The 24906-nt window shown below is 40.8% G+C and carries 25 protein-coding genes; 11 read left to right on the top strand and 14 right to left on the bottom strand.

Annotation, left to right across the window (positions count from 1 at the left end; all coding sequences use genetic code 11):
* Positions 1-32: 32 nt before the first annotated feature.
* Positions 33-1094 (bottom strand): TRAP transporter substrate-binding protein, encoded by a 1062-nt coding sequence (locus tag MTT09_RS02460; RefSeq protein ID WP_021089010.1) that lies wholly within the window; start codon positions 1092-1094, stop codon positions 33-35.
* A 92-nt stretch (positions 1095-1186) separates the two neighbouring features.
* Between MTT09_RS02460 and pyk the strand changes: the two genes are divergently transcribed.
* Entirely contained in the window at positions 1187-2638 is a 1452-nt protein-coding gene (pyk, locus tag MTT09_RS02465) for a pyruvate kinase (protein ID WP_429802383.1), read from the top strand.
* A gap of 801 nt (positions 2639-3439) precedes the next feature.
* On the opposite strand, the gene dnaJ is transcribed toward pyk, so the two are convergent.
* Positions 3440-4582, bottom strand: a complete 1143-nt coding sequence (gene dnaJ / locus MTT09_RS02470) for a molecular chaperone DnaJ (RefSeq protein ID WP_429802385.1) — start codon at positions 4580-4582, stop codon at positions 3440-3442.
* Positions 4583-4705: 123 nt separating this feature from the next.
* On the opposite strand from dnaJ, the gene MTT09_RS02475 reads away from it, so the two are divergent.
* The 10 genes from MTT09_RS02475 (at position 4706) to MTT09_RS02520 (ending at position 13099) form a co-directional block, all read left to right on the top strand.
* Positions 4706-5377 (top strand): response regulator transcription factor, encoded by a 672-nt coding sequence (locus MTT09_RS02475; protein WP_009294394.1) that lies wholly within the window; start codon positions 4706-4708, stop codon positions 5375-5377.
* A complete protein-coding gene (locus tag MTT09_RS02480; protein WP_021084929.1) occupies positions 5374-6630 on the top strand; it encodes an ArsS family sensor histidine kinase in 1257 nt (418 codons plus the stop codon). The genes MTT09_RS02475 and MTT09_RS02480 overlap by 4 nt, the downstream gene beginning before the upstream one ends.
* Complete coding sequence (gene recR / locus MTT09_RS02485; RefSeq protein ID WP_021084943.1) at positions 6627-7199, top strand: recombination mediator RecR; 573 nt, start codon at positions 6627-6629, stop codon at positions 7197-7199. Before MTT09_RS02480 ends, recR begins: the two co-directional genes overlap by 4 nt.
* 83 nt (positions 7200-7282) lie before the next feature.
* On the top strand, positions 7283-8899 hold the full coding sequence (trpD, locus tag MTT09_RS02490; RefSeq protein ID WP_429802388.1) for an anthranilate phosphoribosyltransferase: 1617 nt from the start codon (positions 7283-7285) through the stop codon (positions 8897-8899).
* Positions 8886-9497, top strand: a complete 612-nt coding sequence (locus MTT09_RS02495; RefSeq protein WP_429802390.1) for a phosphoribosylanthranilate isomerase — start codon at positions 8886-8888, stop codon at positions 9495-9497. Before trpD ends, MTT09_RS02495 begins: the two co-directional genes overlap by 14 nt.
* Positions 9490-10671: a tryptophan synthase subunit beta gene (gene trpB / locus MTT09_RS02500; RefSeq protein WP_429802392.1), complete on the top strand. Its 1182-nt coding sequence runs from the start codon at positions 9490-9492 to the stop codon at positions 10669-10671. The genes MTT09_RS02495 and trpB overlap by 8 nt, the downstream gene beginning before the upstream one ends.
* On the top strand, positions 10664-11413 hold the full coding sequence (gene trpA, locus MTT09_RS02505) for a tryptophan synthase subunit alpha (RefSeq protein ID WP_429802394.1): 750 nt from the start codon (positions 10664-10666) through the stop codon (positions 11411-11413). The genes trpB and trpA overlap by 8 nt, the downstream gene beginning before the upstream one ends.
* Positions 11414-11490: 77 nt before the next feature.
* Positions 11491-11910, top strand: coding sequence for a chemotaxis protein CheX (locus MTT09_RS02510; protein ID WP_002942548.1), 420 nt, complete (start codon positions 11491-11493; stop codon positions 11908-11910).
* On the top strand, positions 11907-12224 hold the full coding sequence (gene fliN / locus MTT09_RS02515) for a flagellar motor switch protein FliN (protein WP_002942551.1): 318 nt from the start codon (positions 11907-11909) through the stop codon (positions 12222-12224). Before MTT09_RS02510 ends, fliN begins: the two co-directional genes overlap by 4 nt.
* Positions 12221-13099 carry an excinuclease ABC subunit A gene (locus MTT09_RS02520; RefSeq protein WP_103607850.1) on the top strand — a complete coding sequence of 293 codons (879 nt, stop codon included), beginning with the start codon at positions 12221-12223 and terminating at the stop codon, positions 13097-13099. Before fliN ends, MTT09_RS02520 begins: the two co-directional genes overlap by 4 nt.
* A gap of 533 nt (positions 13100-13632) precedes the next feature.
* Here the strand turns inward: MTT09_RS02520 and MTT09_RS02525 are convergent.
* The 12 genes from MTT09_RS02525 to MTT09_RS02580 form a co-directional block, all read right to left on the bottom strand.
* Positions 13633-15081, bottom strand: coding sequence for a Ppx/GppA phosphatase family protein (locus tag MTT09_RS02525; RefSeq protein WP_429802396.1), 1449 nt, complete (start codon positions 15079-15081; stop codon positions 13633-13635).
* 3 nt (positions 15082-15084) lie between these two features.
* Positions 15085-16302 (bottom strand): sensor histidine kinase, encoded by a 1218-nt coding sequence (locus MTT09_RS02530; protein WP_429803699.1) that lies wholly within the window; start codon positions 16300-16302, stop codon positions 15085-15087.
* Between the two features lie 38 nt (positions 16303-16340).
* On the bottom strand, positions 16341-17012 hold the full coding sequence (gene hsrA / locus MTT09_RS02535; RefSeq protein ID WP_002942555.1) for a homeostatic response regulator transcription factor HsrA: 672 nt from the start codon (positions 17010-17012) through the stop codon (positions 16341-16343).
* A 76-nt stretch (positions 17013-17088) separates the two neighbouring features.
* The gene (locus MTT09_RS02540) at positions 17089-17415 is read right to left on the bottom strand and encodes a dihydroneopterin aldolase (protein ID WP_002942574.1); all 327 of its coding nucleotides are present in this window, start codon (positions 17413-17415) and stop codon (positions 17089-17091) included.
* A complete protein-coding gene (gene plsY, locus MTT09_RS02545) occupies positions 17412-18023 on the bottom strand; it encodes a glycerol-3-phosphate 1-O-acyltransferase PlsY (protein ID WP_103607835.1) in 612 nt (203 codons plus the stop codon). Before plsY ends, MTT09_RS02540 begins: the two co-directional genes overlap by 4 nt.
* Positions 18024-18082: 59 nt before the next feature.
* Entirely contained in the window at positions 18083-20371 is a 2289-nt protein-coding gene (locus MTT09_RS02550) for an ATP-binding protein (RefSeq protein ID WP_429802399.1), read from the bottom strand.
* 8 nt (positions 20372-20379) lie between these two features.
* Positions 20380-21462 carry a PilZ domain-containing protein gene (locus MTT09_RS02555; RefSeq protein ID WP_429802401.1) on the bottom strand — a complete coding sequence of 361 codons (1083 nt, stop codon included), beginning with the start codon at positions 21460-21462 and terminating at the stop codon, positions 20380-20382.
* 121 nt (positions 21463-21583) lie between these two features.
* On the bottom strand, positions 21584-22183 hold the full coding sequence (locus tag MTT09_RS02560) for a peroxiredoxin (RefSeq protein ID WP_002942572.1): 600 nt from the start codon (positions 22181-22183) through the stop codon (positions 21584-21586).
* Positions 22184-22380: 197 nt separating this feature from the next.
* On the bottom strand, positions 22381-23385 hold the full coding sequence (locus MTT09_RS02565; protein WP_429802403.1) for a beta-ketoacyl-ACP synthase III: 1005 nt from the start codon (positions 23383-23385) through the stop codon (positions 22381-22383).
* Between the two features lie 3 nt (positions 23386-23388).
* Positions 23389-24378, bottom strand: a complete 990-nt coding sequence (gene plsX / locus MTT09_RS02570) for a phosphate acyltransferase PlsX (RefSeq protein ID WP_103650548.1) — start codon at positions 24376-24378, stop codon at positions 23389-23391.
* Between the two features lie 3 nt (positions 24379-24381).
* Positions 24382-24528, bottom strand: a complete 147-nt coding sequence (gene rpmF, locus MTT09_RS02575) for a 50S ribosomal protein L32 (RefSeq protein WP_002942540.1) — start codon at positions 24526-24528, stop codon at positions 24382-24384.
* A gap of 11 nt (positions 24529-24539) precedes the next feature.
* A complete protein-coding gene (locus MTT09_RS02580; RefSeq protein WP_429802405.1) occupies positions 24540-24899 on the bottom strand; it encodes a hypothetical protein in 360 nt (119 codons plus the stop codon).
* Between the last annotated feature and the right edge of the window lie 7 nt (positions 24900-24906).

Below are 24906 nucleotides of genomic sequence, written 5' to 3' on the forward strand. Positions count from 1 at the left end.
TTTTAAAAAGCAGGGAGAGCTCCCTGCTGTGATTATTTCTCTTCGTTTGTTTTGATGTAAGCGTAGTCAGAAATTTTAGTCCATTCTCTTGCTTTTTTGAGGAAAGCTCTTTGAGATTCGACGATCTCTTTAAATAGTGGATCTTTTGCGCTCTCTTCATCAAGTAGCTCGTTTGTAGCCTTTTTAAGAGCTGCGATGACCTCTGGCGGGAAAGATTTTACTTGGATGTCTGGATACTCAGCCTTCATCTTGTCCCAGTACTCTACGTTTGCGTAAAATACCTTAGTATTTACATCTCTTGCCACTTCAGCAGCAGCCGCTTCAAAGATAGCTTTTAGATCATCTGGAAGTTTTTCATACGCATTTTTGTTGAAGAAAAACTGAGTTTCGCCATCTGGCTCTTGCCAGCCTGTGTAGTAGTATTTTGCCACTTTGTGAAAGCCAAGTGCCATATCGTAAGCTGGGCTAACCCACTCGACAGCATCGATCGTGCCCATCTCAAGTGCCATGTAAAGCTCGCCAGTTGGAATAGTGTTGATGTTAGCGCCAAGTTTAGCGTAAATTTCACCGCCAAAGCCCGGAATTCTAATCTTTAAGCCTTTGATATCATCAACTGACTTGATCTCTTTTTTAAACCAGCCGCCCATTTGCATGCCAGTGTTGCCAGCTCTAAAAATTTTGATGTTATATGGGTCAAAAACTTTCGCCTCTAGCTCTTTGCCGCCGCCAAATTCATACCAAGCTGTTTGCTCGTCGGTATTCATCATAAATGGTGTCGCTGTAAAGAACATTGTCTTAGGGTCTTTGCCCTTGTAGTAGTAGCTAGCTGTGTAGCCGATGTCGTACTGACCGCTCTTTGCAAAGTCAAGCATCGCAAAAGGTGACTTGTGCTTTGACGGGTAGTCGATCCTGATCTCGATGCGGCCGTTACTCATCTTTTCGACCTTCTCTTTTAGCTCTTTTGGCACGTCACCAAGCACTGGCATAGTGCTCTCCCATGAGGTTGCAAGCTTGAGCTTATAGACTTTGTCATCTCCCATGGCAGCGCAAGCAAGAGCTGCTAGGCCAAGAGATGCTAATAAAAATTTATTCATACTCTCTCCTTTAAAAATTTTGCATATTATACAAAAAATTTACATTATTAAATTGTGTTATAATCGCAAAAATCAAATTACAGGGCATAAAAATGATAAAAAAGACGAAAATTGTAGCGACTTTAGGGCCAGCAAGTGACAACGAAGAGACGATGGAGGCGATGGTTAAAGCAGGGGTTAATGTTTTTCGTTTAAATTTTAGCCACGGAACACACGAATACCACAAATCAAACATCGACAAGATAAGAAATATCGAAAAAAGACTAAACAAACGCATAGGCATCTTGCAAGATATCTGCGGTCCAAAGATCAGAGTTGGCAAGCTTAGCGAGCCATTTTACTTGCAAGCTGGCGACGAGCTTAGCATCTACGCAGAGGATATCGTGGGCGAGAAGATCGAAAAAGGCGTTTATAGAGTGAGCCTAAATCAGCCTCAAATTTTACCTATGCTAAAGGCTGGCGAGTACGTTTATCTCTACGATGGCTCGATCAGAGCAAGAGTTACAGGCGAGGGCAAAGATGTGGTAAAAACCATCATCGAAAATGACGGAATTTTAAACTCAAACAAAGGGGTAAATTTCCCAAACACCGCCCTTGGCATCGATATCATCACGCCAAAAGATAAAGAAGATATGGAATTTGGCGCAAAGCAGGGCGTAAATTTTGTCGCCATTAGCTTCGTGCAAGACGCAAATGACGTGATAAAAGCAAGAAATATCTTAAAAGAATTTGGCTCCAAAGCGGCTATCTTGTCTAAGATCGAGAAATTTGACGCGGTCGAAAACATAGACGACATCATCGCAAAGAGCGATGGCATCATGGTAGCTCGTGGCGATCTTGGCATAGAAGTGCCATTTTACAGGGTGCCAACGATACAAAAGCTCATCATCAAAAAGGCAAATGCAGCCAGCAAGCCAGTCATCACAGCAACTCAGATGATGCTAAGCATGGCAGAGCATGAAACTGCCACAAGAGCGGAGATCAGTGACGTGGCAAATGCCGTGCTAGACGGCACTGATGCGGTTATGTTAAGCGAGGAGAGCGCGATCGGCAAAAACCCAGTCGCAGTCGTAGAGGCGATGAGCAAAACGATCATCCAGACGCAAAGCATCTATCCATACAATAAATTTGACGAATTTGACTTTTTTGACGAGACTGACATGGTCGCAAATAGCGCAGCTTCGCTAGCTGTTCGCATCAAGGCAAATGCGATACTCTCTATCACAGGCTCAGGCAAATCAGCCATAAAACTAGCTAGAAACCGCACAAACATCGACATCATCGCCATCGCGCACGACGAGCAGACAGCTCACATGCTGACCCTTGCATGGGGCGTGACGCCAGCGCTTGTGCTTGAAAAGACAAAGTTAAATGTCCTTCTTGCAAATGTCATCAAAAAGGCTTACGACGCTGGATACGTCGAGCATGACAAGACCTATCTCGTCACGGCTGGCCACCCAACAGGCGTAGAGGGCAGCACAAACCTCATACGCATTATCAGGCGCGACCAGCTTGATTATTACCTTGATCTTGCAACTGAGTAAATTTATGGATTTTAGTGCCTGATACTTTGGGCACTAAAATTTCTTTTAAATTTATGCGCTTTTATGCACTCGCCTTGAAAATCTACCTAATTTAAATTCTTCATTTTGCCACTAAATTTAAAGCCGTGATATGCCGGATCTAATTTTAAAATTTGTTATAAATTCTCTCACATAAAACGCATGCGGTGCTTTAGCGCCATTGCATGCACCTCTAACGTGCGAGGGGTTTGGGGGATTTAAAAAGGGGGATAAGGGGACGGCCTCGTAACTCGAGTCCCCTTGTCTCCCTTTTGAATAAAAAGAAATTTAAAGATTTAATCAAGCAGTCTTTACAAATTTTAAAATTCCATTCACTCGCAAGAATTGACTACTAAAATTTGGCTTCGCTTATAGCTTAGCTCAAATTTTAGAGCCGAAAATACTCGCTAATGAAATTTTAAAATTTATCAGAGCTTTTTAAGTCGCATGTGGCACGATAGTGCTATCGCATGCACTTCTAACGTGCGAGGGGTTTGGGGATCGTTAAGGGGGAGCTTCTTTGCTTCGCAAGCTCGCAACTGCAAGCAGACCGTAATTCAAGCCTCTTCCCCCTTAACAAAGAAGCAAACATTTAAATTTGATTAGATTGCTTTGCAAATTTTAAAATCTTACTCGCTTGCCTTAGCAATTTACTAGATTTAGAAGCGTGATATGCTCACTCATAAATTTCAAAATTTGTGTGAAATTTACTTGTAAAAATTAGGATATAAAATTTATTTTTAAAGATTTTGTGACGCCAAATTTAACGTCACAAATCTAAATTTATTTTTTCTTTTTGCTTTTTGGCTCCTCGCCTTTAAACCAGCTTTTTATCTTATCAAAGACGCTCTCATCGGTGCTTGACTTGCCTGAAACTATGCCAAAGCTAGCTTGAAGTTTGTTTAAAAGCTCTTTTTGCTCGTCGCTTAGTTTGTCAGGTGTTTGGATAGAAATTTGAGCTACAAGTCTGCCTTTTTTGCGTGAATTTACGCCCTTGATGCCCTCATTTTCGAAGATAAATTGCTGTTTATCTTTCGCGCCAACTGGCAGTTTTAGCTCGGCTTCACCGCGAAGTGTTGGGATTTTTATGCTCTCGCCAAGAACGGCTTGGGTAAAAAATACTGGAATTTCTATATAAACGTCGTCGTTGTGGCGGATAAAGTGCTTGTCGTCTTTTACGTTTATGCTCACATAAAGATCGCCTTGAACGCCGTTTGTGCCGATGTTACCTTTGCCAGCGACCCTCATCCTCATGCCACTATCAACACCCTCAGGGATCGTGATCTTGACGCTTTGTTGCTGGATTTTATAGGCTTTTGCATTGCAGTCAGGACATGGCTCGCTTATCACTTCGCCAGATCCGTGGCAGTATGGGCACTCTTGAACGATATTCATAAAGCCATTTCCGCGCGTGATCCTGCCGCTTCCACCGCAGTGCTGGCAAGTTTTGTTTTTGCCGTCTTTGCTACCTGTTGCGTTGCATGTTGGGCAAGGCACTTTTTGATCAAATTTGATCTCTTTTTCGCAGCCAAAAACAGCTTCATTAAACTCTAAATTTATAGGAATTTCAAGGTCGGCTGAGTACTTTTCAGTTCGTCTTTTTCTCTGTCTAGAGCCACCGCCAAAACCGCCTCCAAAAAACGAGTCAAAAATGTCTGAAAGGTCAAAATCAGCGCTAAAGCCGCCGCCACTGCCAAATCTACCCTCAAGCCCTTCTTTGCCGTATCTATCGTAGATAGAGCGCTTTTGCTCATCGCTTAAGACCTGATAGGCTTCGTTTATCTGTTTAAATTTCTGCTCAGCCTCTTTATCGCCAGCGTTTCTGTCTGGGTGGTATTTTAAAGCGAGCTTTCTAAAGGCTTTTTTTATCTCGTCGCCACTTGCATTTCTTGAAATTTCAAGGATCTCGTAATAATCAAACTCCACATTTTTCCTTGTTTATTAAGCTTATTTTAAATGTGAGATTTTATCCAAAAAAGTTTAAATTTAAAAAAAAATTTACATTTTTGCCGTATAATCTCTACTATTTTTCAATGAAAAGGATGATTTATGATTAACGTTTTAATGATAGAAGACGATCCAGAATTTGCTCAAATTTTATCTGAATATCTTGATAGCTTTAATATAAAAGTGACTAATTTTGAAGACCCATATCTAGGGCTAAGCGCAGGCATAAAAAACTATGACCTGCTCATACTTGACCTTACTTTACCAGGCATAGACGGCCTTGAGGTTTGCAAAGAAATTCGCCAAAAATACGACATTCCTATCATCATAAGCTCAGCTCGCAGTGACATCAGCGACAAGGTCGTTGGACTTCAGCTTGGCGCGGATGATTATTTGCCAAAACCATACGATCCAAAAGAGATGTATGCTCGTATCACAAGTCTTATTAGAAGATATAAAAAGACAAACGAAGTTCAAGAAGAGGTCGTTGATAGCGCATTTAGGATAGACGACAAGCGCCATGAAATTTACTTTAATAATGAAGCCCTTGCACTTACACCTGCTGAGTATGAAATTTTAACCTATCTCATCAAACAGCACAGTTTTTCAGTATCTCGCGAGCAGCTAGTTTATAACTGCAAGAGCCTAAAAGACAAGGACTCAAAGAGCCTAGATGTCATCATCGGACGCCTTAGAACGAAGATCGGCGATAGCTCAAAAGCGCCAAAACATATATTTTCAGTTAGAGGCATAGGATATAAGCTTATCGGATGAAATACTCCATAACTACCAAGATAACTATCATCTTTGCCATCGCTTTCTCGCTGATGTGCTTGCTCTTTGTAACATTTGCAAACATTCAGCAAGAAAGTGCGCTTGAGAAGCTAAAAGATAAGCAAATAAGCGCTATGAACTATCTTGTGGCGCTTTATGAACGTGGCAATCCTCCAAGAGATTTGGAACACTACTTTAAAAATTTCAACCTAGAATATGTCGGCAACAAAAATTTAGCCACCTCAGTTACTACAAGCGGAAACGCCATTTTTACACAGCACACTCCACTTGGCATGATGCAGTCGGTTAATTACAAAGGCGATTTGTATCTGCTCATCAAAAATCCATCTTTCATGCTGCTACTTGAGAGCAACGACGCAAGACACGTAAATGACCCGCTTTGGGTGGCATTTTTGATCATCTCAGCTCTGCTTATCTCGCTTTATGTCTCGGTGCTTAGAAGCCTTTTACCGCTTAGAAGACTTAGCAAAGATATCAGAAAATTTGCTAGTGGAAACATGGAGATGGCGATGACTGCTAGGCTAAATGAAAACGAGCAAGACGAGATCGGGCAGGTCGCAGTTGAATTTGACAACGCTGTTTGCAAGATCAGAGAGCTCATCCGCTCAAGGCAGCTATTTTTACGTGCGATCATGCATGAGCTAAAGACGCCTATTGGCAAGGGTAGGATCGTCTCTGAGATGGTGGCAAATGACACTCAAAAGATGAGGCTCATAAACGTTTTTGAGCGCCTTGAGATGCTGATAAATGAATTTAGTAAGGTTGAGCAGCTCCTTTCAAAAAGCTACGCGCTAAACTATCAAGAGTGCCATTTTTCGCTTATCTTAGAGCAGGTGCAAGATATGCTCATGCTTGATAAATTTGAAGAGCGAGTGAGCTGTGACATCAGAGATGACGTCATACTAAGAGTGGATTTTCAGCTTTTTAGTTTGGCGATTAAAAATTTGATAGATAACGCCCTAAAATACGCAGAGGACAAGAAAGCCATTTTGATCTGCGATAGCGAATTTATAGCGGTTAAAAATTTAGGCAAAAAGCTAAATCACCCTATTGACTACTACAAACAAGCCTTTGTTAGAGGCGATAAAGTGAGTGCGGGAAGCGGCATGGGGCTTGGACTTTACATCATCGAGCAAATTTGTCAGATGCAAAAATTTGAGCTTGCTTATGACTACGAGGACGGCTATCACGTATTTAAAATTTTACTTCGAGCAAAGGCAAAACGCGCATGAAAAGGGGCTTAGAGAAATTTAACGAGCTAACTGAGTCTTTTGCTAAGCTGCCAGGTGTCGGTAAAAAATCAGCCGCGAGATTTGCCTACTTTGTCTGCATGCAAGATAGTTTTGCAGGGCTAAGGCTCGCGCAAAATATAGAAGACGCGGTGAGGTTTATCAAGCGCTGTGAGCGTTGCGGCGGGCTAAGCGAAAATGAAATTTGCGACATTTGCAGCGACGAGAGCAGGGACAGCGAGGTCATCTTGCTAGTTGAGAGCCCAAAAGATATCTTGGTTTTTGAGCAAAATGGCATCTACAACGGCCTTTACTTCGTGCTTGACGAGATCGACGAGGACGCCATAGAGAGGCTGCGAAGTGCTATCACGCAAAATGGCTCAAAAGAGGTCGTCTTTGCCTTTACGCCAGGGCTAAATTCAGACGCACTCATGCTTTACGTCGAGGATAAGCTTGGCATGAGTGAAATTTCATTTAGTAAGATAGCTCAAGGCGTGCCAACTGGTGTAAATTTAGAAAACGTCGATATGCTCTCACTTCTAAAAGCCTACGAGAGCCGCACAAAAGCCTAATTAAAATTTCTTTTAGTTATAATCTCACCTAAATTTATAATATTTAGTCCGCGCAATCGCCGCTAAATTTAAAAGGATAGAGATTGATTTTACTTATAGATAACTACGATAGTTTTGTCTTCAACGTCGAGCAGTACGTAAAAGAGCTCACAAATGAAGAGGTTAGATGCGTTAGAAACGACAAGATAACGCTTGAAGAGATCAAAAAACTAAACCCAAGTAAGATCATCCTAAGTCCAGGGCCAAAGCACCCAAAAGATAGCGGAGTTTGCCTAGAAATTTTAAAAGCAGACCTTGGCGTGCCGGTGCTTGGCATCTGCCTTGGACACCAAGCCATAGGGCTTAGTTTTGGCGCAAAGATAAAAAGGCTAGACGACCCGCTTCACGGCAAGACCTCATTTATCGACGTGAAAAACAAAGAGCCGCTCTTTGCAGGGCTGCCTGAGCGCTTTGAGGTTATGCGCTACCACTCGCTCTATGTCGATGAGCTCCCAGCTTGCTTAAGCGCTGATGCGGTGAGCGATGATGGCGTAGTTATGGCACTTAGCGTTAAAGATAAGCCGATCTTTGGCATCCAGTTTCACCCAGAGAGCTACTTTACGCAATACGGCAAAAAGATTGTTGAAAATTTTGTAAATTACAAGGCAAAAGAAGAGGTAAAAGAGCCTAAAATTCGCTCACTTAAGCCATATCTTATCAAGCTTCAAGAGAACATCCCGCTTGATGATAGCGACTTTGAGCAAATTTGCGAGATAATAGCCAGCAAAGAGTACGAGATCGTGCAGCTCTCAGCCCTTTTGGTGCTAATTAGCGAAAAGAGCCTCTATCCAAAAAGCCTCGCTGCACTTGCAAAAAATATCCTAAAATACTCGCAAACTTACCGCGATGATACGCCTATGATCGATCTTTGTGGCACTGGCGGCGATGGCTTTAAGACGACAAATATCTCAACTACTGTGGCATTTATACTTGCAAGTCTTGGCATAAAGGTCGCAAAACACGGCAACAAGGCAGTTTCAAGCAAGTCAGGCAGCTCTGATGTGCTTGAAATTTTAGGCGTAAAAAGTGAAAAATCACTGGCAAAACAGCGCGAAAATTTAGCTAGTAAAAATTTAGCCTTTTTCCACGCACCATTTTTCCATCCGCTAGTTGGTGAGGTGAGAGAAGTGCGCCAAAGACTTGGCATAAGGACCGTTTTTAACGTGCTTGGACCGCTTTTAAATCCAAATTTAAACCTTACAAACCAGCTAGTTGGCGTCTATCATAAGCCAGTGCTAAAACTCTACGCCCAGACGCTTAAAATCCTTGGCAGAAAGCACGCTCTAGTCGTCCGCGGTGATGACGGACTAGATGAGATCACGCTTTGTAGCGAAACAAGCGTTGTTGAGCTAAAAAATGGCGAAATTTTTGAATACAGCATCACGCCAGAGCAATTTGGCTTTAAAAGAGCGCTTCACAGCGATATTGAGGGCGATACACCTGAAGAAAATGCCAAAACATTGATACGCACACTAAAAGGCGAGGAGCAGGGGGCGAAATTTGACATCGTGGTCTTTAACGCGATGTTTGCGCTCTACGCGGCTGATGGCGCAAAGAGTCCAGACGAGGCCAAAAAAATGGTTTTAGAGGCTATAAATTCAGGCAGGGCGTATAAATTTTATGAAGAGTTTATAAAGGCTGGGGCTAATGGCGCTAGTTAAAATTTGTGGCATCAAAACGCTAGATGAGGCGAGTGCGGTTTGTGCTTTGGATGTTGATTTTATAGGGCTGATATTTGCTAAAAGCAAAAGAAAGGTCGAGCTAAATTTAGCTAGGCAGATAGCGAAATTTGCTCACAGCAAGGGCAAAAAAGTGGTTGGTGTTTTTGCGGAGCAAAGTGATTGTGAGATAATGGAAATTTGCCAGTTTGCTGGTCTTGACGTGGCTCAGGTGCATGGAGTGGTGAGTGAAAATTTAGAGGCAAATTTAAAAGATATGGGGCTTGAGATTTGGCAGGTTTTTAGCGTGAAAGATAGCTTGCCAGAGGTTGATTTTAAGCATTTTGACATGGCGCTTTTTGACTGCAAGGGCGAAAATGCCGGCGGAAATGGCACTAGCTTTGAGTGGGAAATTTTAAAAGAGGTTAAATTTAAATTTGGCATGGCTGGGGGCATAGGCGAGCACAACATAAAAGAGGCGCTGAAATTTAAGCCATATCTAGTCGATATCAACTCAAAAGTCGAGGACGAAAACGGCATAAAAGATGCGCAAAAGATAGAGAGAATTTTAAAGATCATAGGTGAGGTAGAAGATGAATAGTAAGGCGTATTTTGGAAAATTTGGCGGGCAGTTCGTGCCTGAGACGGTGATGTTTGCCCTTGATGAGCTAGAAAATGCTTATGAGAGCATCGCAAAGACTAGGGAATTTAAAGATGAGCTTGATGATCTTTTGAAAAACTACGTTGGCAGGCCTAGTCCGCTCTTTTTTGCAAAGCGCCTAAGTGAGCATTACGGACATGAAATTTACCTAAAAAGAGAGGATCTAAACCACACGGGCGCGCATAAGATAAATAACGCTCTTGCTCAAGCGCTACTTGCTAAAAAAATGGGTAAAAAGAAAATTTTAGCTGAGACTGGAGCTGGTCAGCACGGCGTGGCAACAGCGACTGCAGCGGCACTTCTTGGCTTAGAGTGTGATGTCTATATGGGCGCAACTGACGTGGCTAGACAGCAGCTAAATGCCTTTCGTATGCAGCTTCTTGGTGCAAAAGTGGTGAGCGTAGAAGATGGCTTAAAAACGCTAAAAGAGGCGACTACGGCGGCCATACAAGCATGGGTAAATGAGATAGAGAGTGCATTTTATGTCATCGGCTCAGCCGTTGGCCCACACCCATATCCAAAGATCGTGCGTGACTTTCAAAGCATCATCGGCACAGAGGCAAAAGCCCAGCTTGCAGACTACGGCAAAAAGGCCGACTACGTCATCGCCTGCGTTGGCGGCGGCAGTAATGCTATTGGCATTTTTAGTGCGTTTTTGGACGATGAGAGCGTAAATTTAGTAGGTATAGAAGCTGGCGGCCTTGGCATAGATACGCCTTATCACGCAGCTACGCTTAGCAAAGGCAAAACTGGCATCATCCACGGCATGAAAACGACTGTTTTACAAGATGAATACGGCATGATCTCGCCAGTGCATAGCATCTCAGCAGGCCTTGACTACCCAGGCATCGGCCCAGAGCACGCCCACCTAAACGACATCAAAAGGGTAAAATACGAAGCAGTAACGGACGATGAGTGCATAAATGCCTTGTATTTTTTAAGTAAGATGGAGGGCATCATCCCAGCCATCGAGAGTGCGCATGCGGTGGCGTATCTGGAGAAGCTTTGCCCAAAACTTGATAAAAAAAGCGTTATCGTCGTAAACGTCTCAGGCAGGGGCGATAAGGACATAAACACAGTTATCGGCTACGAAAAAGGAAAAATTTATGGATAAGGTTAGAAGCGCATTTAGCGGCAAAAAGGCAAATATCGGCTACATCGTGGCTGGATATCCAAGCCTAGAGAAAACTAAGGAATTTTTAGAAAATTTAGATGAGAGCACGCTTGATCTGCTGGAGATCGGTATCCCTTACTCTGACCCACTGGCTGATGGTAAGCTCATCGCGCAAGCTAGCTTTGAGACAGCTCAAAGTGGCGTAAATACCGACGTTGTCTTTGATATGCTTGAAGGCTGCAAGGCAAAAGTGACAAAGCCACTTGTTTTTTTAGTTTATTACAACATCATCTTTGCTTACGGCGTGGATAAATTTCTAAAAAGATCACGTGAAGCTGGGGTTAGCGGCTTTATCGTGCCGGATCTGCCTTGTGAGGAGTGTGAGGAGTTTGCTCTAAAATGTAAGGAGCTAAATTTATGCCTTGTGCCACTTATAAGTGTCACGTCTGGGGGCAGGGCGGATGAGATATTAAAATTTGGCTCAGGATTTATCTACGTGCTAGGTGCTATCGGCGTTAGTGGTTCAAAAAGAGCCGATGAAGATAGGATAAAAAATTTAGTCCTAGAGCTTAAGAAAAAGAGCGATCTGCCAGTGGCTGTGGGCTTTGGCATCAAAAATAAAGATGATGTTAGTGAAGTGAAAAAATATGCTGACGCTGCGATCATAGGCACGCAAATAGTCAAGCTTTGCGCCAAATTTAGCGCAAAAGAGCTGGTTAAAGAGGTCGATAAACTCTTTTAAAATGCTTAATAAATTTATAGCTAATTTAGTAAAGCCAAAGTATAATTAACGCGCATTTCAAGTCTTAAGGAAGAGATATGAGAAAAGTTATAGATGAAGCCACGAGCTATCTTTGCAAGGATACTTTGGGGCTGGATTTAGAGTTTGGCAAGAGCCTTGGTAAAGGATTTTACGGGGCTAGCATACCAGTTTATAAGGGTAAAAGCGAGTATCAGTTTTACCTATTTTTTAAAAAAGATACTTTAAAAATTTTTATGAACGCCTTTTTTGGTCACGAAGATGTCGATGGTGGCGATCTGGACGATCTTTGCAAAGAGATAGCTAATCAAATCATCGGCAAGGCTAAAAATCTGCTAAATGAAAAAGAGCCAAATGCTTATAAACTCGGAACGCCTGAATTTTTGGGTGAGGTTGAGAATTTTGGCATAAAGCTAAAAGAGAAATTTATATATAAGATAAAAAATAGAACATTTCAAATAGGCTACAAGATACAATGAACGACGAAGGTGCGATAGAGACACTAGAACAGCTAGGGCTTTTTAAGAGCTATGACGAGCTTATGGATATAAGCGTTGATTTTATAGCTGAGCTAGGAACTACCACAGTTAGCATAAATGAGCTTTTGAAATTTGAAGCTGGCTCGGTCATAGACCTTGAAAAACCAGCTGGCGAGAGCGTGGAGCTATATATAAATAATAGAATTTTTGGAAAAGGCGAAGTAATGGTTTATGAGAAAAATTTAGCCATCAGGATAAATGAAATTTTGGACTCAAAGTCAGTTATTCAGTACTTCAAAAAAGAACTTTTATGAAATTTATACTATTTTTTGTGCTTTTTGCTACGCAGATCTTTGCCTCAAACCTGCTAACATACAACATCTATGAGCGCACCGACAGGGTCGACATCATGCTTAGTTTTGATGCGCCGTATGAGGGCAACATCTTTCAAAAGCGAGAAAAAGATACTACCTCTTTGATACTAAATTCTCTAAGCTACGATCAAAGCGCGAGCAAGGACATAAACTCAAAGATCATTCAAGAGCTAGATATTGAGCCAAAGCAAAACTCTTTAGTTTTAAATTTACGCTCAAACGATGCGATCATCGTAAATGCTTCAAAGACAACTGACAGCTTCGGACTTCGCATCCGCGTAACGCTAAAAAACACAAAAACGCAAGTGCAAAATATGCCTCAAGCTAGTGCAAAGATAGAAACTACTAGCACGCCAAAGACAGAAAATGAACCTATGGTTAATATTGATTCGAGATACTTCATCGTCCTAAGTGTGCTCATCGCGCTTCTTATATTTTTATATGTTTTTAAAAGATATATCACTTCAAAAAGTAGTGATTTTAGTGGGTTCAAAACGCCACAAAATCAACCACAAAACGACACAAAGTCGATGAACTGGCTACTTAAAAATCAAAATAGCGGCGTCAATATCATCTACGAAAAATACCTTGACCGCACAAACAAGCTAATGCTTCTAAGCTACGAAAATAGACGCTATCTAGTGATAGTTGGTAGCTCAAACGTCATGCTTGATAGCTTTGGCGAGGATAAGATCCAAAATGAGCAGGACTTTGCGGTATTTTTTGAGGAAAATAAGAAAAAACTTGGTTCATTTTTGCAAGAGCGTCAAAATAGCCTAAATAACTACAAAGATAAAATGAGCGGGGAATTTTAGCCCCGCTTTGCTACTAAATTTAAAAATTTAGAAGAGCATTTTCATAAATTTTAAAATTTGCTATAAATTCTCTCATGTAAGACTCATGCAGTGCGAAGCACTGGAGCATGCACCTCTAACGTCGTCGGGCTTTACTTCGACTTCGTCTCGCAACTGCAAGCAGACCGTAATTCAAGCCTCTTCCCCCTTAACAAAGAAATAAACATTAAATTTATAAAAATCTATTTTACAAATTTTAAAATTCCATTCACTCGCAAGAATTGACTACTAAAATTTGGCTTCGCTTACAGCTTAGCTCAAATTTTAGAGCCGAAATTACTCGTTCATGAAATTTTAAAATTTGTTTCACACTAAGAACATGGCACTTTGGCACTATTGCATACTTTGAATGTGTGCTGAAGGATAAAAAGAGTGGGGGGACTTCGTATCTGACTTGCATTGCGAGCCTACAAAGTAAAATAGAAGCCTTTACCCCCCCCTTTTTTTTTATTTTTAGAAAATAAATTTATAAATTTGATCGCTAGCTTTTTGATTTACACAAACGAAATGGCAAAAATTTCAGGTTTTGCGATCTTTTTTATCTCTTCTTTTGCCATGGCAAATTCTTTTGCGCCCTCTATTTTTAGTGTGTGGCCGCTAAACTCAAAGCTTAAATTTAGCTTCTCACAGGTTATATCAAGTGCCTTGGCTAGCGCAAGGATGAAGCTTAGCCACCTTACACACTCAGCCTTTGGCAATAAATTTTTATACTTTTCAAACTCATAAATATTTTTCTTGCCATTTGTGCCAATGATCGTAGCTATTAGCGCCTTTTGCTCGTGTGAAAAGCCGTAGTTTAGGGCGTTTAGGACGATATAGGCTGAGTTTTTGTGATCGCCGTAAAAGCCTATCTCTTGACCGACGTTGTGGAGCTTTGCAGCAATTAGCAGCGTCTCAAGATAGCCCTCATTTAGCCCATGAAGCTTTTTAAGCGCCACAAAGATGTCCTTTGCATATCTTGCCACGGCTTTGTTGCAAGAGAGGATAAAGCGGTCTTGTAGGCTTTTGACGCTTGGGTTAAAATTTTCTGGAAATTTAAGACTTGGACGCAAAAAGTCTTTTAAAAAGACGCCCTCTCTTACGCCAACGCCACTTGTGATGACGTTTTTGGCATTTAGCGCCTTGGCAAGGGCTAAAAATATATGTGCGCCCTCTCTGATGGTGTCATATCTATCTTTTTTTATAGGGAATTTATTTAGTTCAAGCACGCTAACGTTTGCGATGCTCTCGATGTAGGCTTGCTCGTCGCTAAGCTTGTAGCAAAAGCCATGCAGTGATGAGAGCGGATATAAATTTTTGCTCATTATGGCTGATGAGATCGCTCTTAAAGAGCCGCCGATCGCTATTAAATTTGGACACTTAAATCGCTCATCTATCTGCGCCGTGATCTGCGACAGAAATTTAGGTAGTTTGTTTAAATTTTTCTTATCGAAAAATAGCTCTTTTAGCCTCACTGTGCCTATATCAAGTGAGAGGACATCGACTATCTTGCCGTTACTTATCCTTGCAAGCTCGGTCGAGCCTCCGCCGATGTCGATAGTGACGCACTCGGCTAGATTGTGAAGCAAATTTTTAGCCGCTATCGCTCCAAAAGTAGCCTCTTCTTTGCCGTCAATGACTTTTAAATTTATGCCAAGTTTTTTTCTTAAAAGCGAGATCAAAACGCCTGAGTTTGGAGCATCTCTAAGCGCTGAAGTGCCTACACATAGGACTTTGGAGCATTTGTAACTTTTTATGATGTTACCAAATTCGCTAAAAGCTTTGATCGCTTTTTGCATTGAAGCTTCTGAAATTTCGTTGTTTGAGCCGTATCCGCCTTCGCCCAGTCGCACTTTGGTTTTGTATTCAGCTAGTATAAAAAATGCTAAGCGTGACGTGCGCTCAAATATCGCCATACGCATAGAATTTGAGCCAAGATCGATCACTGCGGTTCTCTTTGCCATTTTTTATCCTTTTAAATTTAAAACGAGGCTTGCAACTGCTCCGTTTGTGTTCTCTCTATTTTTGATAGATATCTCAGCGCCAAGTGCCTGTGCTGCGCCCTTTGCGAGAAATAGTCCAAGTCCAGCACCACCCTTGTTGCCATATCTTTTAAATGGAGCAAACAAGTCCTTGCTCTCGTCTATGCCCACTCCTTCGTCGGCAACCTCGATGATAAATTTGCTCTTTTCAAGCCTTGAGCTAATCGTAATCGTGCTATTTTTTGGAGAAAATTTGATAGCATTTTGAACGAAATTTTGCACGATGTGAGTTAGCAGGCTGGTTTGGATGTTTAGGTTAAAAATTTCAGGTTTTAGATCGAGTGCGAGATTTTTTTCTTCACCTTTTGCTAGCACTTCGTAGTTTTTGCCTAGTTTTTTTAAAAAAGCGATCACGTCGGTATTTACTGGCTCTTCAAACTGCGCGCCCTCTTGACGACCGATCTCAAGAACTGAGCCTATCATAGCGTTCATGCCGTTGATCGCTTCGTTGTTTGATTTTAGCGCTTCTATGTATTTTTCGCTCTCGCGTGGTTTTAAAAGCGTAACTTCGTTTTTGGTTTTCATAACGGCAAGTGGAGTTTTTAGCTCGTGTGCAACGCCTACAAAAAGCTCCTTTTGGTATAAGACAAAAGTTTGTATTCGAGTAATTAGCCTATTTATGCTATTGCCAAGTGGTAAAAACTCATCTGGCAAGCTTTTGATGTCGATCTCTTTTAAAAATTTTTCATCTAAATTTGTAAGCTTGTGACTTAAAATTTTTATAGGTATTAAAAGCATTCTTGATAAAAATAGTGCGTAAAATAGCACCAAAAGTATCGCTGTGACATTTACGATTATAATATCTATAAAAATTTCTTCGACTATCTGGCTTTGAAGAGTGGTATCCTTTTCGAGGACTAAGTAGTTGCTTTCATCTAGCCCTGTTGTTAGTGTGGTTATGCTCTTATCTTTTATCTTTTGCATCACAAGGTAGGGCTTTTCGCCTTTAAGCTCGCCTGCTTTTATGGTGGCTAGAGTTTTGTTTGGGGTTTCTATAGTAAAAGTTTTTAGATTGTTAGGATTGAAATTTTGAGGATTGTTTTTGTAGGCTGTGGCTTGCTGGTTTAGCTCACTAACTACGCTTTGAAAAACGGTGACTCTTATGTAGTGATAGAGCATCACCGAAACAACGGCAATTAGCATCATCGCACCAGACGCTAATTGCAGTATAAATCTATTTCTTAAGCTTTTTTGGGAAAGCAAAATCTATATCCGCGTCTTCTAACAGTTTCTATTGTTGAAATATTTAGCGGTTTGTCCATTTTTTGGCGGATTTGGTTGATAGCAACCTCGATAACGTTTGGAGTTACAAGCTCTGGCTCTTCCCAGATAGCGTCAAGTAGTTGCTCTTTAGATACGATCTGATCTGAGTGTCTTGCAAGGTGAGTAAGCACCTCAAATGGCTTACCTTTTAGCTCGATGTCGCGGCCAAGATATGTGATCTTCTCTTCGTCGGGATTGATGATAAGCTCGTCTATCTTGATGATATTTGTGCCGCCAAAGCGTAGTCTAGCCTCTAGTCTAGCTACTAAAATGTCAAAATCAAATGGTTTTTTGATGTAGTCATCAGCGCCAGCTCTAAGTGCTTTTATCTCGCTCTCTTTGTCGTCTTTTGCAGAAAGAACTACAACTGAAGTGCGTGGAGATTTATGTTTTATAATGTTTATAAGATCAACGCCGTCACCATCTTGAAGCATCCAGTCAGTCAAAACTAAGTCATAGTTTCTGATGCCGATGTAGTACTCAGCGTCTTTGAAATTTTCAGAGCTATCTGTCTGATAACCAAACTCTTGCAACCCCTCAGCAATCGTCTTATTTAGCGTTACTTCGTCTTCTACTATTAAAATACGCATTTCTTTTCCTTAAACTAAAATTTATGGTCGATTGTATCATAAATTAAGAAATATTTCAAGATACTTTAATAAATTTTTAAAAAACAGTGCTGATTTTTGCACCGACAATTGCATTTGGTAAAATCTCGGTTTTTAAAATCTCCATATCCAAGCTAGTAAGTGAGCTAAACCTCTCTTTTAGCGCTTTGCAGGTCGCTTCTAGTGACTCTTCTACGCTTTGAAATTTCATCTCATTGTAAAATTCTTTTATAAAATCAGCCACCAAAACATAATCAATCAAGCTAGTCGAGCGAAATTCTAAGCTTACTTTTACCTCTTGCTTTGCAACTCGCTCAAAGTCAAACATCCCGATGACGGTTTGAAATTTATAATCTTTAATAATCGTTGTTATTTCACTTTTCATACGACTTTTTGCTCCTTGCCTGAAAGTAGGCGGACGATATTTGGAATGTGCTTATAAACTACCAAAAATGCGATGATAAGTATCGGCGCGTGAGTGTAAATTTCATCAAGCTCTGGGTGGATGATAAAGCTTGATGCGATGAGAGCTATCAGCGCGCATAGCGATGCTAGAGAGCTTATCTTTAAAAACTTACCAACCAAAAACCAAACGACAAGAGCGATTATTATCTCAACTGGTAAGAAAAATGCGAGTACGCCAGCTCCAGTTGCCACGCCTTTGCCGCCTTGAAAGCCCAAAAATATAGAAAAACAATGCCCTGCCACACTTAAAACTGCCATCGTCCAAAGCACGCTTTGGCTAGCTCCAAGCAAAGAGGCGACGATAAGTGGCAAAACGCCCTTTAACACGTCACAAACTACGGTTAAAATGGCTAGTTTTTTGGCGAGTTTTGGGTTAGTTTGCTTTAAAACCCTTAAAACATTCGTCGCGCCTATGCTTTTGCTGCCCTCTTTTTTTATATCAACATGTCCAAAAATTTTTGCTAGTATGAGCCCTGATGGGATGCTACCAAGCAGGTAGCTAACGGCATAAAGTATTAAATTTTGCATATTTTACCTTTTAAATTTAAAGAGAAATGATATTAAAAAAATACTAATTTTTTTATAAATCATCTCCACAAAAGCACGACTTTTTCGTCGTAGATGTCGCTTTTCTTTGGCGAAATTTGCGTTTCATTTATTGTGATGTTTTTAATATCATTTGCCTCTTTTAGTGCATCGCACTCTTGTGCAAATTTCTCTTCAAGCTCGCTTATGGCTAAATTTATATCATTTACGCTTTGCTCGCTAAGTTTGACGTCGCTTCGCTCTTTTAAGACCTTGTTTGCGCTTCTGGCACTTGAGGCGATCTTGCCGGCGTTTTGGCGAGATAAGAGCTTATTACCAAATATCGCTCCAAATATGCTTGCGCCTATATTTATAGCTGCGTCAAGGCCGCTTGCTGTCATATCTTTTTGCTCTTTATCAAGCTTTGCAAGTGCTTTGTTTAGCTTATCTTGCAAGCTTTTTTGCTCTTTTTCAAATTTAGCCGTGAGCTTTGCGGTTTGCTCTTCTAAAATTTCATTGCACTTATCTTGAAGCCTTATGAAAAACTCCTCTTTTGACTCGTTTTCTTTTGAGTAAATTCCCATCGCCTCAAAGGTGTTAAATTTGAAATTTCTATATAAAAACTCTTTGAAATCTTTCTCTAAAGCGTCAAAATTTTTAGCGCTCGTTATGAAATTTGGCACAGCTGCAAAGCTTGCACCGCTTGGCTCATTTTCGCTTGCATCAACGCGCATGCCTTCGCTAGCCTCACTCCAGTTTGGCTCTTTGTCGTTTTCGCTAAGCTCATAAAGGTAGCTCACCTCGCAAATGCTATCTATGCCCTTTTTAGCATCATAAATTCTCACTTTTGCGCTTGCTAGTAAATTTGGTGTGAGACTTTTTGAGCTGGTATAAAGCTGCGTGATATCGCTTGAAATGATAGGTTTTGCGCTAAATTTCATCTCACTTTTATCTACGCCTTGGCTGCTTAAATTTTCTTTTTTATCTTTCATCAAATTTGAAATTTGCTCGCGGCTAAGCGGACCTTTTAGATAGCTAAGTGCCCAGCGTGTGGAGATGACGTTTAAGCCGTCCTCGTTTATATTTTTGAGTAAGAAATTTCTTTTGGCTAAATTTGATATGAGATTTTCAAGTGAGGCTTTGTCTAAGCTTGAGCCTGCGATGCCGCTTAGCCCGTCGATCACGCGAGCCTTATCTTGCGCTGTTTGGAGGCGACCGATGAACCAAGTGCCGATGTTGCTAAGGCCTTTGTAGTCAAGATCGACCGGGTTTTGCGTGCTTAATACGCAGCCTAAACCAAATGCACGGGCTTGTTTTAAGAGCGTGAGCATAGGCGTTTTTGACGGCGGATTTGCATTTGGCGGAAAGAAGCCAAAAATTTCGTCCATATATAGGATCGCTCTAAGTGAGCTAGTGCCCTCAGTGCCCCGCATCCACGCGATAATCTCGTTTAGTAAAAGGGTGACAAAAAACATCCTCTCAGCGTCATTTAGGTGTGAGATCGTAAAGATATTACACTTTGCTTTGCCGTTTTCGTCAAAAAGCATCTTTGAAATTTCTAGTCTAACGCCCTGCGTCCAGCCCTTGAAGCTTGGGCTAGCGATTAGTGCGTTTATCTTCATGGCAAGCTTTAGGCGCTCACTGCTTGGATAGAAGGTATCCACGTCAAAAACGCCTATCTTTTTAAACGGCGGATTTGCTATGAAATTGATAAGCTCCTCGATGCTGACGTCTTTTTGCTCTTTAAATTTGCTCTCAAATATAGTGGAGATAAGCAGCTGCTCTTTTGAGCTCATATCCTCTGAACTCATGCCAATAAGCGATAGCACCGATGCTGCGAGCGAGTTTATATAGTTGCTAAAAATTTCTTCGTCACTAATATTTGGGCAGGCAAAGTCGCTAAGTAACGCCACACCTATGCCAGCTGAGCTTTTTGGCGTATAGATATTAAAGCTAGCACTATCTTTTAAAATTTTTACTCGCTCAAGGTCTTGAAAGCTCGACTCTATGCCGTTTCTCCAAAGCTCGGCCTGAGCGGCGGCAAATTCCTCTACGCTTTGTCCTTTGTTTGCAGCCTCTGCTTCATCGACGTATGGTAAAAAATCCTCCGCTCTCATCTGCGGAAAGGTGAGGGCTAAATTTGTGATATCGCCCTTTGGATCGATGATGATAGAGGGGATGTTGTCTATGCAGGCCTCTTCTAAAAGCGTGATGCCAAGACCTGTTTTGCCGCTTCCAGTCATACCGATAATGGCTGCGTGGGTGGTTAGGTCCTTGTTTTTATAAAAAAATGGCTCTTTATCTTTTAGTCCGATGTAAAAAAGTTTTAAATTTTCTTGTATGGTTTTCACTAATTGCCTTATTCGTATAAATTTATGCGTGAGCGAAGCTCGTCAAGTGTCTCTTTGACGCGCTTTTGCGTGAAGTTTTTTATCGTTTTGTCATCATCAACTAGCTGCATGCAGTATCTGATGTAGCCCTTGTATGCTAGCTCAGTAACGAGCCTTAGCTTTAAAGATACGTTTTTTACTTCATCTGGTGAGAGCATGATGTCAAAATTTGCCTCTAACTCTTCGCCGTCTTTAAAATTTGTAGCTTGTGAGCTTAATATACTCATGCCGCCCTCTGAGATGTCATAAAGGCTGCCAACAAGCTCGCCTTGCTCTCCTTTTAAAGAAATTTTGGTAAAGCGGTTTGGCAAGACGCGTTGAAATTTTCTCTTGTTTGCATGCATGGTCGCTGTGCGTGAGAAATTTGAAAGGGTGACGCTTTTATCGGCGATATTGTAGTCGATGATGTCGGCGCGAAGTTGCTTTGAGAAGAAGCTGTTTGGCAGGATAAAGCCCTTGCCATCTTGCTTCATAGCTAAAATTTGCATCATATCTACGCGAAAAACGACGCTATCTTCTTTAACCTCTAAAATTTCTGCTTCGTATTTTATATTTAGTCCGTCGTATAAATTTAAAAACTCAGGTCGGACCTTGGCATTTTTCATGCGTGTAAATGTATTGATCGGATCTTCGTAAAAAAATGAGCCAGTATCGATCATTGTTTTTACCGTGGCTTCTTGGTGATCCTGCGTGTTATATAAAATTTCTTTCATCCTTGAGACGGCATTTACAAAGTAGCCCACATATACTGCATTGTCGCAGGCGTGACTAAAATTTAGTGTCAAATTTAAGAGCAAGAAATTTACTAGCTCATCTTTTGCATTTAGTTTTGGTATTAGGCTGTTTAAGTCGTCGCGAATTTGTGTGGCATTTGGCTTTTGGATGAGTAGCGCGTCAAAGATACTCTCAAGGCAAATTTTCATCTGCTCGTGTGGCACTACAAGGGTTAGTTGTCTGCAAAATTTGATGCCCTCATCTATAAATTTAGCTCTTAAACCAAGTATGCAATCCTCGCAATTTTCGACAAGTTCTTGCCTGCCCTTAAACTCCATGGGGTCTCCAAAAAAGGTTATTTATTAAAACATCGCTATCATATATAAAGTTATATTAAAAAAATATTTAAATTTGTGTAGAGAGGAAATTTCTAGGCAAAGCTGCCTAGAAATTTATTAATTATAGTTTGCTTTCGTTATGTGAAAGGTAGTCAGCAACACCTTCGGTGCTTGGTTTCATACCAGCGTCACCTTTGTGCCAGCCAGCTGGGCAAACTTCGCCGTGCTCGTTTGTAAATAGCATAGTATCTACCATTCTGATCATCTCGTCGATGTTTCTACCAAGTGGTAGGTCGTTTATAACTGCGTGGCGAACTGTGCCATCTTTGTCAAGCAAGAATGATCCGCGAAGTGCTACACCAGCGTCTTCTAGAAGTACGTCAAAGCCGCGAGCGATTGATTTTGTCATGTCAGCTACGATCGGGAAGCGAACTTTGCCGATACCGCCTTTGTTTACTGGAGTCTCTTTCCATGCAAAGTGTGAGAACTGGTTGTCGCAAGAAACTGCGATAACTTCGATACCGCGTGACTTGAACTCGTCATATCTTTTATCAAATGCGATGATCTCGCTTGGGCAAACGAATGTAAAGTCCATTGGGTAGAAGAAGACAACAGCGCCCTTTTCGCCGATGTTTTTGTAAAGGTTGAAATCATTTACAATTTGATTGTTTCCTAAAACTGCTGCAGCTGTAAAATCAGGTGCTTTTTTTGTTACTAACATATTTTCTCCTTAATAATAAATTTTATTGATTGCGAAATTATATCCATAAAAATTTAAATTCTAATTAAATAGATCTAGAAATTTAAAACAGTGTAATTTTAATATGCATTTGAAAATGAATGGAAATTTTTAAAAATTTATAGAAGATATCGTAGAAAATTTATTAAATTTAGAGTTTTAGATGCAGAAGCGGTTAATTACAGATCGCTAAAATTTCTACCGCCAAATTTTAGTATCGCCGAACCCCAAGTAAAACCACCGCCAAATGCATCAAGAAGCAAAACTGAGCCATTTTTGATGCGCCCATCCTCGTAAGCATCATTTATAGCCATTGGGATCGAAGCAGAGCTTGTGTTACCATATTTTGCAACCGTCAAAACGCACTGCTCATCAGTGAAATTTAGCCTATTTTTTACGGCATCTATTATCCTGATATTTGCTTGATGAGGTATGAAAAAGTCGATATCTTCGCTTTGCATTTTGTTTGCGTGTAAAATTTCTATCACGCTTTTGCTAAGCGTTTGAACCGCTATTTTAAAGACCTCATTTCCGCTCATGTGGATGAAATTTAGCCTATTTTTTAGCGTCTCATCGCTAGCTGGAAATGCACTACCACATCCCGGAGTTATCAAAAGCTCAGCCTGTCTGCCATCGCTTGCAGTGTGGATGTCGATGATCTCGTTTTTTTCGCTAGCGCTTATCACTGCTGCTCCTGCTCCGTCGCCAAAAAGTATGCAGGTGCTTCTATCTGTGTAGTCGATTATCGAGCTTAGTTTTTCAGCTCCTATGATCAAGACATTTTTCTTAGCACCACTTGTAACAAGGGAATTTGCAAGCTCTAAAAGATAGATAAAACCCGTGCAAGCCGCACTTATATCAAAAGCTGTAATGCCAAAATTTAAACCTAAATTTGCAGCTATTTTGCAAGCAGTTGAAGGCATGCAAAGATGATCTGGAGATATTGTAGCGCAGATTACCGCATCGATTTGTGACTTTTCAAGCCCTGAGCGTTTTATAGCTAGCTCGGCAGCTTTTGTGCCAAGGTCGCTTGTTATCTCGGTTGTTGCGATGTGTCTTTGCTCTATACCGGTTCGCTTCACTATCCACTCATTGCTCGTGTCGACCATTTTTTCAAAATCAAAATTTGTTAAAATTTTTTCTGGGACATATGACGCAATGGAGATCAATGAAGCTTTTGGCATATTTTACCTTGCAAAGTGTGAAAGTTCTTCTTCTATAACTTTATTTATATTCGAGTTAGCAAATTTAATTGCTTGAAAGATTGCATTTTTTATAGCTTTTGAGTTGCTTTTGCCGTGACTTATGATGACGCAGCCATTTACGCCAAGAAGCGGAGCACCGCCATACTCATCGTAGCTGACTTGTTTTTTTAGAGTTTTAAAAACTTTTCTCATAAGCACAGACCCAGCCATAGCAAGGGGTGATTTTTTGACTTGCTTTTTTATGATCTTGCCTATGGCATCTGCAACGCCTTCGCTCGTTTTTAGTAGGATATTTCCCATAAAACCGTCGCAAACCATGACATCAATGCTGCCATCAAAAATTTGATTGCCCTCTGCATTACCAACGAAGCTATCAAGCCTAGAAACTAGTTTAAAGGCCTCTTTGCTGACTTCATTGCCTTTGCTCTCTTCTTCGCCATTTGACAAAAGACCTACTTTTGGCTCTTTTCTGCCTAAAATTTCTTTTGCGTAGGCTTCACCCATGATGGCAAACTGAAAAAGGTGCTCGCTTCTGCAATCAACATTTGCACCAACGTCCAAAACCAAAGTAGCTGTCTCTTTTGAATTAGGCATAAGTGTAGCGATTGCTGGACGAGATACATTTTTTAATCTACCAACTCTTAATGTAGCTAAGCTCATAGTAGCACCGCTGTGACCAGCAGAAACGACAGCATCAACATTTTTGTCTTTTAAAAGCTCAACAGCTTTGTAGATCGTGCTATCTTTTCTTTTTAGTGCGTCTGTGGCTCCGTCTGACATCGAGATGACTTCAGTAGCTTCTATAAATTCTATATTTTTTAAATAGGGTTGTGGGATGAGTGGTTTTATGGCATTGCTATCGCCAACTAATACAGCTTTAAATTCTGTCTCTTTTAGTGCTTCAATAACGCCAGATATTATAGGATCTGCACCAAAATCACCACCCATAGCATCAATAGCAATGCGAATCATATTTTAGTATTCACCTGTTGTTTTGTTTATGCGGTGAGGCATTTTCCAAGAGCCATCTTTGTCTTTTACAGGCACTGGAAGTGTAACTTTGTAATGTGTTCTACGTTTTGCTGCACGAGAATGACTCACTCTACGCTTTGGTACTGCCATTTTACTCTCCTTTATAAATTTTTACATTTTTCACAATAAAAATAATCGCTCTTAAAAGCTTCTAGCTCACTTTCAAAAACTTCTTTTAAATCAATATTGCCATCAAAAAATTCAACCGTATCGCTAAGCTCATTTTCTCTGTCTTTATAGACACCATCACTTAAATTTAGCTCTACGTCTTGATCGACTGGCAACATAAATTCATCACCGCATCGATCACAAATATATTTTATCTCACCCTTTATAGTGCCTTGGCATTTTACTAAAAAAAGGTCTTTTCTTTTTAAAATTCCACTAAAAACTAGATCATTGTTTCTTGCTAGCTCAAAGTTTATCTCTTTGTTTGCTATTTTAGAAAACGGAATAATCAAATTTTAG

This window comes from Campylobacter concisus, assembly GCF_050447505.1.
Taxonomy (GTDB): Bacteria; Campylobacterota; Campylobacteria; order Campylobacterales; family Campylobacteraceae; genus Campylobacter_A; species Campylobacter_A concisus_BP.